The 16,033-nt window shown below is 46.1% G+C and carries 20 protein-coding genes; 4 read left to right on the top strand and 16 right to left on the bottom strand.

Annotated elements, in window-relative coordinates; translation table 11 throughout:
• Positions 1–4: 4 nt before the first annotated feature.
• Positions 5–2,230, bottom strand: a complete 2,226-nt coding sequence (gene secDF / locus H2R00_RS00860) for a protein translocase subunit SecDF (protein ID WP_154995801.1) — start codon at positions 2,228–2,230, stop codon at positions 5–7.
• Between the two features lie 36 nt (positions 2,231–2,266).
• Positions 2,267–2,563, bottom strand: coding sequence for a post-transcriptional regulator ComN (locus H2R00_RS00855; protein WP_043925422.1), 297 nt, complete (start codon positions 2,561–2,563; stop codon positions 2,267–2,269).
• Between the two features lie 117 nt (positions 2,564–2,680).
• Between H2R00_RS00855 and spoVB the strand changes: the two genes are divergently transcribed.
• Positions 2,681–4,234 (top strand): stage V sporulation protein B, encoded by a 1,554-nt coding sequence (gene spoVB, locus H2R00_RS00850; RefSeq protein ID WP_154995803.1) that lies wholly within the window; start codon positions 2,681–2,683, stop codon positions 4,232–4,234.
• Between the two features lie 8 nt (positions 4,235–4,242).
• Here the strand turns inward: spoVB and H2R00_RS00845 are convergent, their stop codons facing one another.
• Entirely contained in the window at positions 4,243–4,893 is a 651-nt protein-coding gene (locus H2R00_RS00845) for a DUF421 domain-containing protein (RefSeq protein ID WP_182070290.1), read from the bottom strand.
• A gap of 154 nt (positions 4,894–5,047) precedes the next feature.
• Between H2R00_RS00845 and H2R00_RS00840 the strand changes: the two genes are divergently transcribed.
• Entirely contained in the window at positions 5,048–5,431 is a 384-nt protein-coding gene (locus H2R00_RS00840; protein WP_154995807.1) for a TIGR04086 family membrane protein, read from the top strand.
• Positions 5,432–5,633: 202 nt separating this feature from the next.
• On the opposite strand, the gene yajC is transcribed toward H2R00_RS00840, so the two are convergent.
• The 7 genes from yajC to H2R00_RS00805 all read right to left on the bottom strand — a co-directional run bounded on the left by yajC (position 5,634) and on the right by H2R00_RS00805 (position 10,644).
• Positions 5,634–5,897 carry a preprotein translocase subunit YajC gene (yajC, locus tag H2R00_RS00835; protein ID WP_085959518.1) on the bottom strand — a complete coding sequence of 88 codons (264 nt, stop codon included), beginning with the start codon at positions 5,895–5,897 and terminating at the stop codon, positions 5,634–5,636.
• 46 nt (positions 5,898–5,943) lie between these two features.
• Positions 5,944–7,089, bottom strand: coding sequence for a tRNA guanosine(34) transglycosylase Tgt (gene tgt, locus H2R00_RS00830; RefSeq protein ID WP_043925418.1), 1,146 nt, complete (start codon positions 7,087–7,089; stop codon positions 5,944–5,946).
• Between the two features lie 28 nt (positions 7,090–7,117).
• Positions 7,118–8,146, bottom strand: coding sequence for a tRNA preQ1(34) S-adenosylmethionine ribosyltransferase-isomerase QueA (queA, locus tag H2R00_RS00825; RefSeq protein WP_182070289.1), 1,029 nt, complete (start codon positions 8,144–8,146; stop codon positions 7,118–7,120).
• Between the two features lie 40 nt (positions 8,147–8,186).
• Positions 8,187–8,387: a DUF2905 domain-containing protein gene (locus H2R00_RS00820; protein ID WP_003183984.1), complete on the bottom strand. Its 201-nt coding sequence runs from the start codon at positions 8,385–8,387 to the stop codon at positions 8,187–8,189.
• A complete protein-coding gene (gene ruvB / locus H2R00_RS00815) occupies positions 8,380–9,384 on the bottom strand; it encodes a Holliday junction branch migration DNA helicase RuvB (RefSeq protein WP_043925416.1) in 1,005 nt (334 codons plus the stop codon). Before ruvB ends, H2R00_RS00820 begins: the two co-directional genes overlap by 8 nt.
• A 9-nt stretch (positions 9,385–9,393) precedes the next feature.
• Positions 9,394–9,999, bottom strand: a complete 606-nt coding sequence (ruvA, locus tag H2R00_RS00810; RefSeq protein ID WP_154995814.1) for a Holliday junction branch migration protein RuvA — start codon at positions 9,997–9,999, stop codon at positions 9,394–9,396.
• 123 nt (positions 10,000–10,122) lie between these two features.
• A complete protein-coding gene (locus H2R00_RS00805) occupies positions 10,123–10,644 on the bottom strand; it encodes an intercompartmental signaling factor BofC (protein ID WP_154995816.1) in 522 nt (173 codons plus the stop codon).
• A 244-nt stretch (positions 10,645–10,888) separates the two neighbouring features.
• Here H2R00_RS00805 and H2R00_RS00800 point away from each other — a divergent pair, with 244 nt between their 5' ends.
• Positions 10,889–11,536, top strand: coding sequence for a protein kinase family protein (locus tag H2R00_RS00800; RefSeq protein ID WP_154995818.1), 648 nt, complete (start codon positions 10,889–10,891; stop codon positions 11,534–11,536).
• A gap of 277 nt (positions 11,537–11,813) precedes the next feature.
• On the opposite strand, the gene H2R00_RS00795 is transcribed toward H2R00_RS00800, so the two are convergent.
• From H2R00_RS00795 to H2R00_RS00785, 3 genes are all read right to left on the bottom strand, one after another.
• The gene (locus H2R00_RS00795; protein ID WP_154995820.1) at positions 11,814–11,993 is read right to left on the bottom strand and encodes a small acid-soluble spore protein H; all 180 of its coding nucleotides are present in this window, start codon (positions 11,991–11,993) and stop codon (positions 11,814–11,816) included.
• Positions 11,994–12,101: 108 nt separating this feature from the next.
• A complete protein-coding gene (locus H2R00_RS00790; protein ID WP_182070288.1) occupies positions 12,102–12,566 on the bottom strand; it encodes a DinB family protein in 465 nt (154 codons plus the stop codon).
• Between the two features lie 60 nt (positions 12,567–12,626).
• Positions 12,627–13,337, bottom strand: coding sequence for a poly-gamma-glutamate hydrolase family protein (locus tag H2R00_RS00785; protein ID WP_154995824.1), 711 nt, complete (start codon positions 13,335–13,337; stop codon positions 12,627–12,629).
• Positions 13,338–13,750: 413 nt separating this feature from the next.
• Between H2R00_RS00785 and H2R00_RS00780 the strand changes: the two genes are divergently transcribed.
• The gene (locus tag H2R00_RS00780; protein WP_182070287.1) at positions 13,751–13,930 is read left to right on the top strand and encodes a DUF8096 family protein; all 180 of its coding nucleotides are present in this window, start codon (positions 13,751–13,753) and stop codon (positions 13,928–13,930) included.
• Between the two features lie 109 nt (positions 13,931–14,039).
• Here H2R00_RS00780 and H2R00_RS00775 read toward each other — a convergent pair whose 3' ends face one another.
• The 3 genes from H2R00_RS00775 to H2R00_RS00765 form a co-directional block, all read right to left on the bottom strand.
• Complete coding sequence (locus tag H2R00_RS00775) at positions 14,040–14,366, bottom strand: hypothetical protein (protein ID WP_154995827.1); 327 nt, start codon at positions 14,364–14,366, stop codon at positions 14,040–14,042.
• Positions 14,367–14,511: 145 nt separating this feature from the next.
• Positions 14,512–15,234: a YebC/PmpR family DNA-binding transcriptional regulator gene (locus H2R00_RS00770; RefSeq protein WP_154995828.1), complete on the bottom strand. Its 723-nt coding sequence runs from the start codon at positions 15,232–15,234 to the stop codon at positions 14,512–14,514.
• Between the two features lie 126 nt (positions 15,235–15,360).
• The gene (locus H2R00_RS00765; RefSeq protein ID WP_154995830.1) at positions 15,361–15,996 is read right to left on the bottom strand and encodes a YhcN/YlaJ family sporulation lipoprotein; all 636 of its coding nucleotides are present in this window, start codon (positions 15,994–15,996) and stop codon (positions 15,361–15,363) included.
• Positions 15,997–16,033 lie beyond the last annotated feature (37 nt).

Below are 16,033 nucleotides of genomic sequence, written 5' to 3'. Positions count from 1 at the left end.
CTATTTAATCTTCTGCAGGCTTGTGCTTTGGCTTTTTCAGTTCGCGCCCTTTCCAGACAAGCCATAGTTGAGCTGCGATGTAGAGCGATGAATACACTCCGCTCAAAAGTCCGACCAACAGCGCAACAGAGAAGTTCGAGATTGATGCAGCTCCGAAGATTAGAAGCGCAATGACGACAATAACGACAGTCAGCACCGTATTAATCGAACGCGTGAACGTCTGCTGCAAGCTCAAATTCACAATATGCGACAAGTCGCTGAAGGTTTTCGGTTTGCGCTTTTTCATATGCTCCCTGATCCTGTCAAACGTTACGATTGTATCATTTATCGAATAGCCGATGATCGTCAGCACGGCAGCAATGAAAGTAATATCAACCTCAAGCCTTGTCAGGCTGAAGACGGCAATGATGAAAAACGCGTCATACAGCAATGAAGCAATAGCCGCAATCGCCATCTTGTATTCAAAGCGGATCGAGACATACAAAATGATCCCGATCGACGCGATGATCACCGCATAAAGCGCATTTCTCGCCAGCTCCTTGCCGACGGTCGGCGATACGGTGCTGACATTTGGTTCGCTTCCGTATTTGTCTTTAAAATAATCTTTCACTTCAGCTATCTTTTTCTGATTCGGCACACCGACAAACCTGGCGACGCCATGATCATTTTTTTCGCCTGAAAGAACGATCGAGTCAGGATCAAGCCCGACTTGTTCAAAGTCCTTTTCGAGCTGCTGGGTTGTCAGCTTATGATCGCTTTGAACTTCGATTCTCGATCCGCTTGAGAAGTCGATGCCGAGGTTCAGCTTAAACACAAGCAAGACGATAAGACCAGCGGCCAGAAGAACGCCCGAAAATGCAAAGAACCATTTACGCTTCCCGACGAAATCCCATTTGGCAAACGGAGTCGGAGGCTCAGTGTTTTCGTCTGTCTTGCTGATGTCCAGGATATCTTTTTTGCGCACCCCAAACCAGCCTTTTTTCCGGTCAAGCCAGCGGCTTTCAACCAGCAGGCCGAGCAGGAAGCGCGACAGGAAGACAGCTGTAATAAAGCTTGTCAAAATGGATAGGATCAGCATGGTCGCGAAGCCTTTGACAGAGCTTGTACCAAATATAAAAAGCACGATTCCGGCAAGCATCGTCGTAATATTGGCATCAAAGATCGTTGCAAATGATCTTCTGTTTCCTGCTTTAAAAGCCGAACGGACCGATTTTCCGAGCTTCAGCTCTTCTTTTATGCGTTCATACGTAATGATGTTGGCGTCAACCGCCATCCCGACACCCAGTATAAGAGCCGCGATCCCCGGAAGGGTCAGAACTGCATTCATCCAGTCAAATATCTGCAGTGTAATGTAGATGTAGACTGAAAGTGTAATGACCGCAATAAAACCAGGCAAGCGATAGTATAGAAGCATAAATAAGAAAATAATAGCAATACCAACGATTCCCGCAAACACGGTATCATTTAAAGCCTGTTCCCCAAACTGTGCCCCGACGGATGTCGAATACTTTTCAACGAGTTTGACAGGAAGAGCGCCCGCATTTAAAATGCTCGCCATATCTTTTGCTTCCTGAATCGTAAAGTTACCTTCAATCATCACGTCTGACGTATTCAGCACCTGGCTGACATTCGGAGCGGAGATGTATTTATGATCCGCTTTTTGCGATTCCTTTTTAAAGGAGTCGCCTTTTTTGTAATCAAGCCAGATGACAAGCTGGTTGTTCGGCTTCATATCGAGAACTTTCTTCGTCACTTCGCCGAATTTATCGGCATCCTTCAGCTTGATCGTCACGATCGGCTCATTCGTATCCTGTTTGAACGACTGTTTGGCGCCGTTTTCGACAAGATCTGAACCGTTCAAAAGCTCTTTGTCATTCGTATCCCTGAACGTAAGCTGAGCCTGTGTCGATAAGATTTCCCGCGCCCTGTTCTGGTTGTCGACGCCGGCAAGCTGAACTCTGATCCGGTTGTTTCCTTCGATTTGAATGTTCGGCTCGCTGACGCCTAATACATTCGCCCGGCGGTTCAGCGCTTCAACAGTGCTGACGAGGGCGTCCCTGTCAATTTTGTCGCCCTGTTTGGCAGGCTGGACTTCATACAGAACCTCAAAACCGCCCTGAAGATCAAGGCCGAGGCTGATGTTGTCTGCAGCCGGCTTCGTGAACATTCCCAGTCCTGTACCGATCAAGAGAACGGTAAGGAAAAACGCAATCAAGCGTCCTTTTTTCATTATGTATTTCCTCCTTAAATCAACCAAAATCAACGGCTACCTCAGCAGCTCATCGAGCATATCCTGCCCTTCTTTGCTGTCGAGTAAATTAGACGTTTTAAACGATTCTACGGTTGCATAGTTCATAAATTCGCCAATTTTCACAGATAAAATATCACCGGCGAGCTGATGAATTTGAACATCCTTCCGCTTCTTCCATTTCTTATTCAATAAGTATGACCACAATTCCTCTATTTCAATATCGTCATAACCGAGTATCCTAAACTCTTCCGTCTTGCTGTGAAGAAAGGGTTTTAAATGGTCCTTGTACAGATCAGCCGGATGTTTGCCCATGCCAAAGCCACGCTCCTTTCACATTTTTTCAGAGAGACTTGTCATGCTTGGACGATGTATGCGCATATCTTATTGTATATGATTAAAGGTTGTTTGAGAAGGCAGGGGACTCTAGAAATGACGAAGCAGACGTTTTTAAAAGGAACGCTCATTTTAATAGCGGCAGGTTTGATTACGAGAATGCTCGGCTTTATCAACCGGATTGTCATCGCAAGGTTCATCGGAGGTGAAGGCGTTGGGCTTTACATGATGGCGGCCCCGACTTTTTTTCTGGCGGTCACCCTCACCCAGTTCGGCCTCCCGGTCGCCATCAGCAAGCTGGTCGCGGAAGCGGAAGCGCGCGGAGACCACAGGAAGACAAAGCAGATTTTAGTGATGTCTCTTGCGATCACCGGGACGCTCAGCGCCATCATTACTCCGGTGTTTCTCATTTACGCCCCGCTGATGGCCGACACGCTGCTCACAGACAAAAGAACGCTTTATCCGCTTTTGGCGGTTACGCCGGTCGTGCCGATCATTGCCGTTTCCAGCGTGCTGAGGGGCTATTTTCAAGGAAAGCAAAACATGCGGCCGCTTGCCGTGTCCCAGGTTCTCGAACAAATTGTCCGGATATCGCTCGTCGCCGTCTGCACGACAGCATTCCTTCCGCTCGGCATCGAATATGCAGCGGCAGGCGCCATGCTGTCATCCGTGTTTGGCGAGTTGGCTTCACTCCTTTATTTGTTCGTCGCCTTTAAATACAAAAAGAAAATCCGCATCAGAAAACGTTTTTTCCAATCGTTGAAATCGGGGCGAACCACGTTTTTCGAGCTGATGAGCGTCTCGCTCCCAACGACGGGCAGCCGTTTTATCGGCAACCTGTCATGGTTTTTTGAGCCGATTGTCGTAGCACAAAGCCTTGCGATAGCAGGGGTCGCCGCTTCCGCCGCCACGAGCCAGTACGGGGAGTTGACCGGCTTTGCCCTGACGCTTCTCACCCTCCCGAGCTTTATCACATATTCGCTGTCTACCGCGCTTGTTCCCGCCATCAGTGAAGGAATCGAACAGAAAAAAATGCAGGTCGTGGAATACAGGCTTGAGCAGGCGATGCGGCTTTGCCTTTTAAGCGGCGGAATATCGGCAGTCATTTTGTTTTCGTATGCGGATGAGCTGGTCAGCGTGATGTACGGGTCGTCAAATGCCGCGATTTACGTTAAAATCATGGCCCCATTCTTTTTGTTTTACTATTTCCAAGGTCCGCTGCAGGCCGTCCTGCAGGCTTTAAACCTGGCCGGCGCGGCAATGATGAACAGCCTTGTCGGGGCCGTTGTGAAAACCGGTCTCATTTTTGTTCTCGCTTCACGGCCTTCCCTTGGCATTATGGGAGCTGCGCTGGCAATTTTGACGGGGATCATTCTTGTCACCCTGCTGCATGCTGCAACCGTTAGCAAAGTACTTCCCATCAGCATCAATCTAAAAGAATATTTCGTATCTTTCGGCGTCATTTTGATTTCGGGATGGGGCAGCCTGCTGATGAAAGAACACCTTTTTTTAGACCAGACCGAGCCGATGCGCCTGCTCTTGTGTATTACGGTTACAAGCTGTCTCTACGTCTTCCTTCTGATCGCATTCAAGCTGGTCAAAAAAGAAGAAATCCAGCGGTTTCCGCTGTTCGGCCGCTGGATTTCGTAGCTTTCGCTTTAAGGTTTAAATTCATCCTTTATGTCAATAAAAAAAGAACCCTTATTGTATGTGCAATAAGAAATTTTGGAAAGATCGTGGTGCCCTCTTTTTTCAAGCTTTTGCTCAAGCCACTCCGAATCTTTCCCAATCTTTTCCAATTCTTCTTGTTGAACAACTCCGTCAACAATCAACGGCAGTTCGATCATTTTGTTCGGCCCGTCTTTTGTAAACACTGAAAGCTTCCCGGTCGGCTCCAAAATCGCATATGAAACATCTGAGATCCGTTCCACATTCTTATCTCTCAACTGCGTCATCAAATCATCGTAATTATATCGCTGTGTCCTCATGGCGTGTTCATCAATTTTTCCGCGGTCTATAATAATCGTCGGCTTTCCATCAAGAAGCTGGCGGATTTTTTGATTTTTCAATGACAGATACGCAAATATAACCTGGATCAGCGTCAAAACAAGAATCGGAATGATCGTATGGAGAAGGTGGTCATCGAGATTTTCAATGGCCATAACCGCGATTTCGGCCATCATGATAAAAACGACAAGATCCAATATGCTCAGCTCGCCTATCTCCCTCTTCCCCATCAAGCGAAACAAAATAAAGATGATGAAATACAAAATGATCGTCCGAAACGTAAGAGCGAAGATTTCATCCAATACGGCCGCCTCCTTCCGCCTATCATGATCATAATCATAGCCTTTGTTAAATTGAGGCTTTTATGTATAAAAGGTCAGGGAAGCTAGTCTATTTGCGAAACGTGCAGAATACATTTAAAAAGACGAGCCCGTCTATTTTGAAAGGAGGATCGTGATGAACGAACCAAAACAAGTCGGCAAAGGGATTTTATACAGCTTGGTGGTCATTTTCGCTTTGATGTTCGTAGGAAGCCTGCTCATTTCGCTGCTCCTCACATTCACATCATTAACCGAAAGTTCATTCAGCTGGTTCATTACCGCCATATCTTTTATTACCTTGTTCATCGGCGGTTTTATTGCGGGAGGAAAATCGAAGGAAAAGGGATGGCTGAGCGGAGGTTTGACAGCGCTTTGCTTCTCTCTTACGGTGCTTTTGTTTCAATATCTCGGCTTTGGCGAGGCCTTCAATTTGAAGCAGCTCCTCTATCATTCCGGCTTTTTGGGAGTCAGCATGCTGGGCGGAATTTTCGGGGTCAATCTGCAGGGGAGCCGTGCATAAAGGCAGCAAAAAGGGAGCGGATCAATCCGCTCCCTTTCCTCGTGCATAAAGGCTATTTTATGCCACTTCACATCAGGAACAAATGCAGCTTCATCAAAACATAAGGAACGGCGCTTAAAGCGCGCGGACGTCCTGTCCGAGCAGCGCCGTCTTCACGTCCTGTGACAGCCCGATTTCCGATGCTTATGTATCAGCCTTTCGGCTATTCTGCTGACGCCTCTCTGATCGCGCGGCGGTCGAATGTCAGACGGGTATTGTCGCCTGTTTTGATGACAACCTTGCTTTCGTCAATTGAATCAACGATGCCGTGCAGGCCGCCGATCGTCACGACCTTATCTCCTTTTTTCAGCTCCTCCTGCATCTGGCGGACAGCCTTCTGCTGCTTTTGCTGCGGACGGATCAAAAGGAAATAAAGAACCGCAAACATTAAAATAATCGGAAGTAATGTTCCAAGCATCTCCATTATTTTTTCACCCCTTTCAAATGGCTTTATCGCTTTCTTCGTTTATGTGTCAGAAACTTTTAGCATTTGGTTTATTAAAACCGTAGCGCTCAAAAAACTCTTCCCGGAAATCACCTAAACGATCTTCACGAATGGCATCTCTCACTTGCCCCATTAATTTTAACAGAAAATAAAGATTATGATAAGAAGTTAAACGAATTCCAAACGTTTCGTTACAGCGGATTAAATGTCTGATATAAGCGCGCGAGTAATTGCGGCACGTATAGCAGTCGCACTGCTCGTCAATCGGTCTGAAATCTCTTTCATATTTGGCATTTTTGACGACGAGGCGCCCTTCGCTCGTCATGAGCGTACCGTTTCTCGCTATCCTTGTCGGCAGCACGCAATCGAACATATCCACTCCGCGGATGGCTCCGTCAATCAGTGAGTCCGGTGAACCAACACCCATTAAGTAGCGCGGTTTATCCGCAGGAAGCAGCGGAGTTGTAAACTCCAGCACACGGTTCATCACGTCTTTTGGCTCTCCGACGGATAGTCCACCTATAGCATATCCCGGAAAATCCAATGAAATCAAGTCTTTCGCACTTTGTTTTCTCAAATTTTCGTACTCACCGCCTTGAACGATTCCGAAAAGCCCCTGCTCGTCAGGACGATTGTGAGCTTTCAGGCACCTTTCTGCCCAGCGGCTCGTCCGTTCAACAGACTTCTTCATATAATCGTACTCTGCCGGGTATGGCGGGCATTCGTCAAACGCCATCATGATATCTGATCCGAGCGCGTTTTGAATTTCCATCGCTTTTTCGGGAGACAAAAACAGCTTGTCTCCGTTTAAATGATTGCGGAAATGAACGCCTTCCTCTTCGATTTTGCGGAACTCGCTCAGGGAAAACACCTGAAAGCCGCCTGAATCCGTCAAGATGGCGCGGTCCCAATTCATAAACTGATGAAGGCCCCCCGCCTCTTTGACGATGTCATGGCCCGGTCTCAGCCAAAGGTGGTACGTATTGCTTAAAATAATGCCTGCACCCATTTCTTTCAGCTCTTCCGGCGCCATCGTTTTAACTGTGGCGAGCGTTCCTACGGGCATAAACACCGGCGTTTCAAATGAGCCGTGGGGAGTGTGCACTCTCCCCAGCCTTGCTCCTGTTTGTTTACATGCTTTAATGAACTCATAGCGTATCGGTTGCTGCGACAAATTATGAGCCCTCCAATCTTTTTGAATTTTATTTGATCAACATGGCATCTCCAAAGCTGAAGAAGCGGTATTCGTGTTCCACTGCGGTCCGGTAGGCGGAAAGCACATGCTCTCTGCCTGCGAGCGCGCTGACAAGCATAATGAGGGACGATTTCGGAAGATGGAAATTGGTAATCATCCCGTCTATCGCCCGGAATGTGTAGCCGGGATAGATAAAAATCGATGTCCAGCCTCTCGCTTCCCGGAAGCGGCCGTCATGCTCGGAAGCGATGGTCTCTAGCGTTCTCGTCGATGTCGTGCCGACGGAAATGATCCTTCCGCCATCCTGTCTGACGCGGTTTAACAATGCTGCCGTTTCTTCCGACATTTCATAAAACTCGGCATGCATGTCGTGTTCCTCTACATTTTCCGCACTGACAGGCCGGAATGTCCCGAGTCCGACATGAAGGGTAATAAACGCAATATGCACGCCTTTTTTCCTGAGCGCATCGAGAATCTCTTCCGTAAAATGCAGCCCGGCCGTCGGCGCAGCCGCCGATCCTTGTTTCTTTGAGTAAACCGTCTGATAGCGCTCCCTGTCATCGAGCTGTTCTTTAATATAAGGAGGCAGAGGCATTTCACCGAGCGATTCGAGCACCTCATAAAAAATCCCTTCATAGCGGAATTCAATTTTTCTTCCGCCGTGCTCGAGCTCTTCTGTGCAGACCGCCGTTAGACGGCCGTCTCCAAACGAAAGAACAGTTCCTCGCTTGACCCGTTTAGCGGGTTTGACAAGCGTTTCCCAGACGTCCCCTTCCTCCTGTTTTAACAGAAGAACTTCAACCTTTGCTCCCGTCTCTTCCTTGACTCCGTACAAGCGGGCCGGAAGCACCCTCGTATCGTTCAGCACGATGCAATCGCCCGCGTTCAGAAAATCAATCACGTGCTTAAACGTACTGTGAGTGATCTCCCCTGTTTTTTTATCCAGCACCATCAGCCTGGACGCATCCCGCTCTTTTAAAGGAACCTGTGCGATGAGGCGTTCAGGCAAGTCAAAATCGAATAATTCTACTTTCATCTTTTTTCACCTTACTCTATCTATAGACTTGAATTTCGCATCATTTCATTCGTCCGAAAAACGAAAACACCACGGACAGAATGATGCTGATGACAATGCATGTAACAACCGGAAAGAAAAACGTCACGTTTCCCTTTTTCACAAAAATATCGCCGGGAAGCCTGCCGATGACTTGCATGAATAAACCGATGCCAAAAATGACGGCGCCCAGCACCATTAAAATCTTTGGAAATTCAGTCATGGTTCGGAACCTCCATTTTAAAGTGGCTGTAAACATCAGGGGTTACGATGCGTCCCCGCGGCGTTCTTTGAATAAAACCGATTTGAAGAAGATACGGCTCATACACATCCTCAATCGTGTGAGATTCCTCACCGATGGTAGCCGAAATTGTATCGATGCCGACGGGACCGCCGCCAAATTTTTCGATCATGCCCAGCAAAAGCTTGCGGTCGATATGGTCAAGCCCGAGTTTATCAACCTGGAGGCGTTCAAGCGCATCAACCGCCACTTCCTCCGTGATGGAGCTGTTTCCAAGCACTTGGGCAAAATCCCGGACCCTCCTCAAAAGCCTGTTGGCAATCCGCGGCGTCCCTCGTGACCGTCTCGCGATTTCGAGAGCCGAGAGCGAATCGATGTCGACTTCAAACAGCTCTGCCGTTCTGATCACGATTTCCGAAAGCTCGTCACGCGTGTAATACTCAAGCCTCGACAGAACGCCGAACCTGTCCCTGAGAGGCGCGGTTAACAGCCCGACCCTTGTGGTCGCGCCGACAAGGGTAAAAGGAGGAAGATCGAGCCTCACAGAACGTGCCGACGGTCCTTTGCCGATCACGATATCAAGGCAGAAATCTTCCATCGCAGGGTACAGCACCTCTTCGATCGAACGGTGCAGGCGGTGGATCTCGTCAATAAATAAAACGTCACCTGGCTCCAGAGCCGTTAATATCGCCGCCAAATCGCCGGGGCGCTCGATTGCCGGACCTGACGTCGTTCTGAGATTGACTCCCATTTCGTTGGCGATGATCGCGGCGAGCGTCGTTTTTCCCAATCCCGGCGGCCCGTACAATAAGACATGATCAAGGGTTTCCTCCCGCATTTTCGCAGCTTCGATGAAAACCTTGAGGTTATCTTTCACTTTTTCCTGGCCGATATACTGCGCCAGTCTTTGCGGACGCAGACTTTGCTCAATCGCTGATTCATGGTTGTCTAGTTCACTTGATACAAGCCGCTCATCCATGATATCACCTTACTTTAACAATTTTTGCAATGCTTTTTTAACGTATTGATCCGTCGAAAGCGCCTCTTCCTTTTTCAAATGAGGCTGGACTTTTTTAATTTCCCGGTCGGAATAGCCGAGCGCCCTCAATGCTTCAAGCGCCTCCTCAAGAGCCGTTTCCGCTTCATGAATTTGCTCCCGCTCTTCATGGTTAAACAGATCGGCCGCGATGTCAGGAACAGCATCTGCAAGCTTCCCTTTCAGATCAAGGATGATCTGCCTTGCCGTTTTTTTGCCTACGCCGGGGAATTTGACGAGAAATGCTTCGTCCTCATTCTCGATCGCTTCAATCACCGCTCCCGGATCGCCGGAGGCGAGGATCGCAAGCGCTCCTTTTGGGCCGATTCCCGTAACATTCAGCATTTTCGTAAACAGCATCTTTTCTTCCCTTGTTGAAAAGCCGTACAGCGCATTTGTGTCTTCTCTTACATAATGGTATGTATAGATTGTTTCTTTGCTGTTTTTCTTATAAATAAACGGATTTGGCGTAAAGATCTGATAGCCGATCCCGCCGTTTTCAATGACAATATATTGGGGCGATACATAATCAATCGTCCCTTTTACGAATTCGATCAACGTTCATTCACCTCTTTGACTGCTCTTCATTGTAACACAAAACAGGCAAAGCTAGAATGAAAAAGTTAACATATGTTCGCTAAAAAAGGGTTCTGTTTGCAGCTGAAAAAAGACATAACAGCGTCATGTCTTCATATCTTTTACATGATGTTGGCTTCCGGATGATTTTACGGCTTCAATGACATGTTCAAATTCCTTTTTCGTGCGGTATGGTATCCCTTTGCGCAAATCATCCGCCATCCGACTTTCCAGGCGCTTTATATCAATCTGAAAAAACGATTGAATCGGTTCTGATAATATGCCAGGGCGGCCGTGAAAAGTCGAAATTACGCCGTCTTCCGTCACTCCGATATAACCGTTTGTTTTGCTGAGGGGAGAAATGTCGTCCACCTGTTTGCGAAACAGAATAAACCCCTTTTTCTGATCGATAAGCTGCCACCCTTTATAGGCAGCTTTAAAGTCTTCCAGTGTACGAGCGGCCTCTACTTTATTTTCGATTCCAACGTCTCCATCCAGATAAACCTTTTCAAGCTGGATTTGAACTTTAGCCGGCTTTTCGGCCAAGGCCTCCAGGTGAAAGCTGAGCGCGGCCAGCAGACTTCCAATAAGCAATAAACCGATTTTGAACTTGCTTCGGCTGTTCATCAATATCACCTTCTTTTTTGCCTTAACGATCATATCTATAGTTTGACCAACGCTTTTAAAAATTAATCTAAAAAAGCAAGCGATCTCTTTTTAGATGACAACCGGTTTACGAATGTTACATTTTCAAACCAATATGAAGAACTCAAAAGCATTTAAGGTGCAAAACCGCCCGTTCTCATGTATAAACAACATTATAGAGAGTTTTTCGTTTGAAACCAGCCCTTAAAAAGAAGGTGAGCTCAGCGTGAAAAAGGCGCAAACCTATGCAGAAGCCGTAAAGTATGATACGAAAAAAAAGTTCAACAAACTTGTCCAAAAACCCGATGACCTGGAGTTGATCGGGAAAGGCAGGAGCGCATACGTTTTTAAGCTGACTGAAGAGGGCAGGGAAATGGCTCTTAAAGTCTTTTTTCCCGAATTTAAGAACATTGCCGCAAGGGAAGCTGAGATTTACAAAAAGCTTTCTGATTCGAATTATTATCCTGATATATATGAAACAGGGCCATCATATATATTAATGGAGTATATTAAAGGATACACTTTTTATGAGTGTTTAAACAAAGGCATTCCGATCGATGATGACATGATCTGCGAGGTCGACCGCGCATTGAACGATGCGAGGCGGAAAGGGTTGAATCCATCCGATATCCACCTCCGAAACCTGATATTGACGCCGTCTGGAACAATCAAAGTCATCGATGTCGCCAGGTTTTTGCAGACGAAAGAATGCAGACAATGGGATGACTTAAAAACAGCCTATCAAACCATTTACAAAAAAAGCCGTTTCCCGCAGAGGCTTCCTAAGCTGTGGATGGAATTGATCGCTTATCTTTATAAAAAAAGCTGGCTTAAAAAACAATGGGCCTCCAGAAAAAACAAATTTCACCCGTAATCTGAAACTTAAAGGAAGCATGCCCGTATATGAAATAACCCCATTACCGTCAAGAAAGGAGAAACAACTGTTGAAGAAAAAAAATAAACGAAATGATGACAAATGGGATTATCTTTATCTCGTTGATTTGCTTGAGCCGTTGTTTTATGTGCTGAGGTTGGCAGTAAGAGGCCTTGCGAAAATTATAAATTAAACACTCGGGCTTTCGGGTGTTTTTTTGATGGTTATATAATGGTCAAATACAAAACAAAACCCCTTCATCAGAAGGGGTTGCTTTTTAATGTTCTTCCAAATTTGCGAGCGGTACTTCCTGCTCGTTCTCCGGCTGGCCGAGCGGAAAGATTCTTGCGGTTTCATTTTGTTCGTTGACACGCTGAATATAAATCGGCCTGCCGTTATAAGTAACATCAACCATGTCGGGTGATTCGACGATTTCCTGGGCACGCTGCGTATTCATCCTGACACCCTCCTTTAGCTTTTACTTATAATGTGTACTCCCGGCTGCTTTCGTATTCCTTTTTAACCGGTTTTCTTTCAAGGAGGGTTTATATTCAGGCTCCCGGGATCAATGAATCTTTACGTACAAAGGCAGATCCGTGTGTCCCATTTCACGCACATAAACAAACAGATTGCCTTTGTGATGAATTTCGTGTCCGATCGCGAGTTGCAGCAGCTGTTCGCCGGCTATTTTTCGTCCGAAGACACCGGTCAAATCAACTTCACGATCCAATTCTTCATCCGTAAAAGATTCAAGCAGCTTTTTTGTTTTTTCTGTATACGTTTTGGCGAGCTCGCTCAGGCTTGCCCCTGTTTCTTCCGGCTTCTTTTTAAAAGGCTCACCGTTCCCTTCCTTTGCCGCCGATGCAAAGACATAGAAAGATTGCAGCATATGCGTGACAAGTTCCTTCGCAGGCATTGACGTTTCAGTCGGTTTGTAATCGAGATGTTTTTCATCAATCTTTTGAATCAGTTCTTCTGTCACCAGGCGGTGGGACATAAATTCCTGAACGATGCGGTCTTTCCGTTCCATTCTTTTATTCCTCCTTCATGTTTTAGCAGTTCATACACAGAATAACACGAGTTTCCATTTTCAGCATCTATCCTGCAGCACCCTTCGGACCGCCTTGACATATTTGCGGAATGTTCTCGTTTTTGTCTCCTCCCTCTCTTTATAAGAAAAGTCTTCGAAAAACTCTTTCCTTTGGGCCGTGCTGATTTCAAGCTGCACGCTCATTCCTGTCTGGCTTTCATTATTGATGTTTTCCTCAGCAGTTCCTGCAAATTTCCCGTCCACTTTGACCAATTCTGCGGAAAAGTCAGACTTCTTCAGCGATTTGACGATAGCTTTTGCCAGCTTTCTGTCCGTTCCTCCCACAAGCGTGTGCGGGCGGTCGCCAGAATAGCCGTGAAATGCGATGGTATAGCGGTGTTCTTTGATTTTCTGCAATGCCAGAGGCTCGTCAAAGTTTGTGCTTGTAATATGAAGATCGGAGTTGTTCTCATCCTTTTTTCCTTCGAATAAATAAGTTGAATAATCATCTTTGAAAGCTCGGACAAGCTCGCTCACTCCGCCTTCTATTCTTCCTCCGTGAGGCGAAAAGATTAAACAGTCGCTTCCCGCTTTTTCATGATACTCAATGTCATAGCCGCTTTTTTCGTGTTCCTGCAATTCCTTGAAGTTCTTGTATCTGTCCCCGGCCTGGATCTGATAGTTCTCCCGGGTTGTTTTTTCAGACCACCTGTATACACCATTTATCATCACTGCTGCGATCACCAAGTAGATGAGTACTTTTTTCTTCATTGATTATTCCCCTTTTACACTACCTTTCGATTTCTAAGCATGTCCTTCATGCCTCATTGTATATTTGGCTTTTTTGTGACACAGTTATTTTACGCTTTAGACATGACGCGTTCAATTATGAATAAGTTTGATAAAAAATAAAAATTTAAATAATTTTATTAAAACAATACTTTTTCATTAGTTTAAAAGATTGATAAATTTTAAGAAGAAAATCTCATAACTATACGCGTCTCTGGTTGCATGGTTTTCCCCACAGCCCATCCCGCTTGAGAATGAGGCGTTCTATCAGGAACGGGGTATACGGTTTGATAAAAGTAAAAATCAGCTGCGTCTGCCGGCTGCAGATGTTATATTTTCTTTTTCTCTCCGTTCTGTTATCCTAATACCGACAATAAAAATGCAGGTGATAAAACATGGAAACAGAATATGAAACAAAAGGCTACGACCTGACACAAGTTTATGATTACAATCAATATCCAGATGTCCGCCACGGACGATGCGACAATTGTGATTACACCCTGTTTAAAAGCTCTGTAAAAAACGGGCAGTTTTTGCGCGAATGTCGGCGCTGCGGCATGAAAAAAAGCATTTGAGCGTTACAGCCCGATCGGTTTTCACTTCAGCATTTTTATATGTATAAAAAAACTTGCCGGCAAGGCTGAATAGAGCTTCGCCGGCAATACATGTCATGCTGTCAAATGTTTAAACATCTTTTTGATCTTTGCTTGTGACGATGCCGTTGATCGATTCACCGATCTTTCCGTTAAGATCAGCATTCAGGCTGTTGATATTTTGAATGTATTCGCTGATGATATTTTGGACCGCTTGATTAATCTCTGCATTTTCGCTTTTTGTGAGGTCGGCCTCTCTCAGATCGATGCCGCTGTTTTTCTGAACCAGCTCATTGATGGATTGGCCAAATCCCGTGATAAAGCTGTTGATTTTTTCGATGATTTGAGCGGTTTCCTGATCTTGCGCACCGGCGTCCATAGCCGTGAAAGGCTTCTCATTTTTGCGCTGTTCAGCCATTTATAGAACCTCCTCTCATGATGACAGATTCCTTCACAATATATGATGAACAATCAAATCTTGATTCCGCAGCAGCTTGATATGGCTGCTAAATGGTTGATGATGCAGAAAAGGACGCCGCTAATCTTGAGCGGCGTCCTTTTCTTTAATGAACGTTCGTATATACTTCCTGCACATCGTCATCATCTTCAAGTACGTCAATGAGCTTTTCGACTTTTTCCTGAAGCGCTTCATCAACTTCTGCATAGGTTTGCGGAACCATTGTAATTTCGGCTGTTGCCATTTGGTAGCCGCGCTCCTCCAAGCTTTTCTTCACTTCTTCAAACTGTTCGGGCTCTGTATAAATCTCGAAAAGCTCTTCGCTCGTTTCAAGCTCCTCGGCACCGGCATCAATGACCTCAAGCATAAACTCTTCCTCATCTATCTCAAGATCTTCACGCTCGATTGCAATATATCCTTTCCGGTCGAACATATAAGAAACGCATCCTGTTTCTCCCAAGCTGCCGCCGTTTTTGCTGAAAGCGGTTCTGACGCTTGTCGCCGTCCGGTTTTTATTATCTGTCAAACATTTGACCATGACAGCCACCCCGCTTGGGCCGTAGCCCTCATACGTAATTTCCTCGTAGCTTTTTCCATCCTGGCTGCCGGAAGCTTTTTTGATGGCGCGGTCGATGTTGTCATTTGGCATGTTTGCATTTTTGGCTTTATCGATGACGAGACGCAGACTTGCGTTAGATTCGGGATCAGCTCCACCTTCTTTTGCGGCTACATATATTTCTTTGGCAAGCTTCATGAAAATTTTGCCGCGTTTAGCATCCTGGGCATTTTTTCTTCTCTGAATATTTTTCCATTTAGAATGGCCAGCCATATCTTCTACCTCCAAAAAAATTCTCGTCTCTATGTACACTTTATACGGTTTTCCCCGTTTTTGTAAAGAAATCGGCCGGACGCTTACAAAAAAATTGCCGGGGAATCCCCGGCAATTCCCAGCTTGTTATTGGTTGCGCAAGCGGTTCAAGTTGTTATTCGTCGTGTCTCCGCGATCCCTAATGTTCTGAGGATCATCGTTCATTTCGCGCAGCCTTGTAAATGCGCCGTCGTCCTCTACTACTTGAACGGTCCGGTCTCCAGCAAACGTTTTGGCTGCTTTTCTAATTTGAGTTCTCTCGTTATTTGTCAGCCGTTTATCTGACCGTACCGCGATGATGACCGTTTCATTCGTTACGACAGCCTGGCTTTCGTCAACATAATTCAATTTGTTGACGCGCCCAGTGATATTCCTTGAGATTTTACGATTTTCCGGTCTGTCATAGCCTGTATCCGCCGTATTCACCAAATGGTTGTGATAATTCATGTCTCCCCGGCTGTAAGTTCCATCGCCTGTTGGAACGGGATTGCCGTTGCCCGCTCGATTGTTCACGTTTGTTGCACCGTTTCTCCCGTTCATGTTTTCAAGCATTTCTGTAACAGGACCTTCATTATCAAGACCGGCATTACGATCTGCATCATTTGAATAATATCCGATCGGACGCGTATTGTTTCCATTATCTATAGCGTCGTTCGTTCCGCAGGCAGATAGACCAGCTGTCAAAAGCAAAATACCCGAAAACACTTTAAGCTTGCTGTCCAATGGTAGTCCCCCCGTGAAAACCGCTGAATTTGAGCAT

Source organism: Bacillus haynesii (genome assembly GCF_014042035.1).
Lineage (GTDB): Bacteria > Bacillota > Bacilli > Bacillales > Bacillaceae > Bacillus > Bacillus haynesii.
This window is presented reverse-complemented; position numbering and strand designations above follow the sequence as displayed.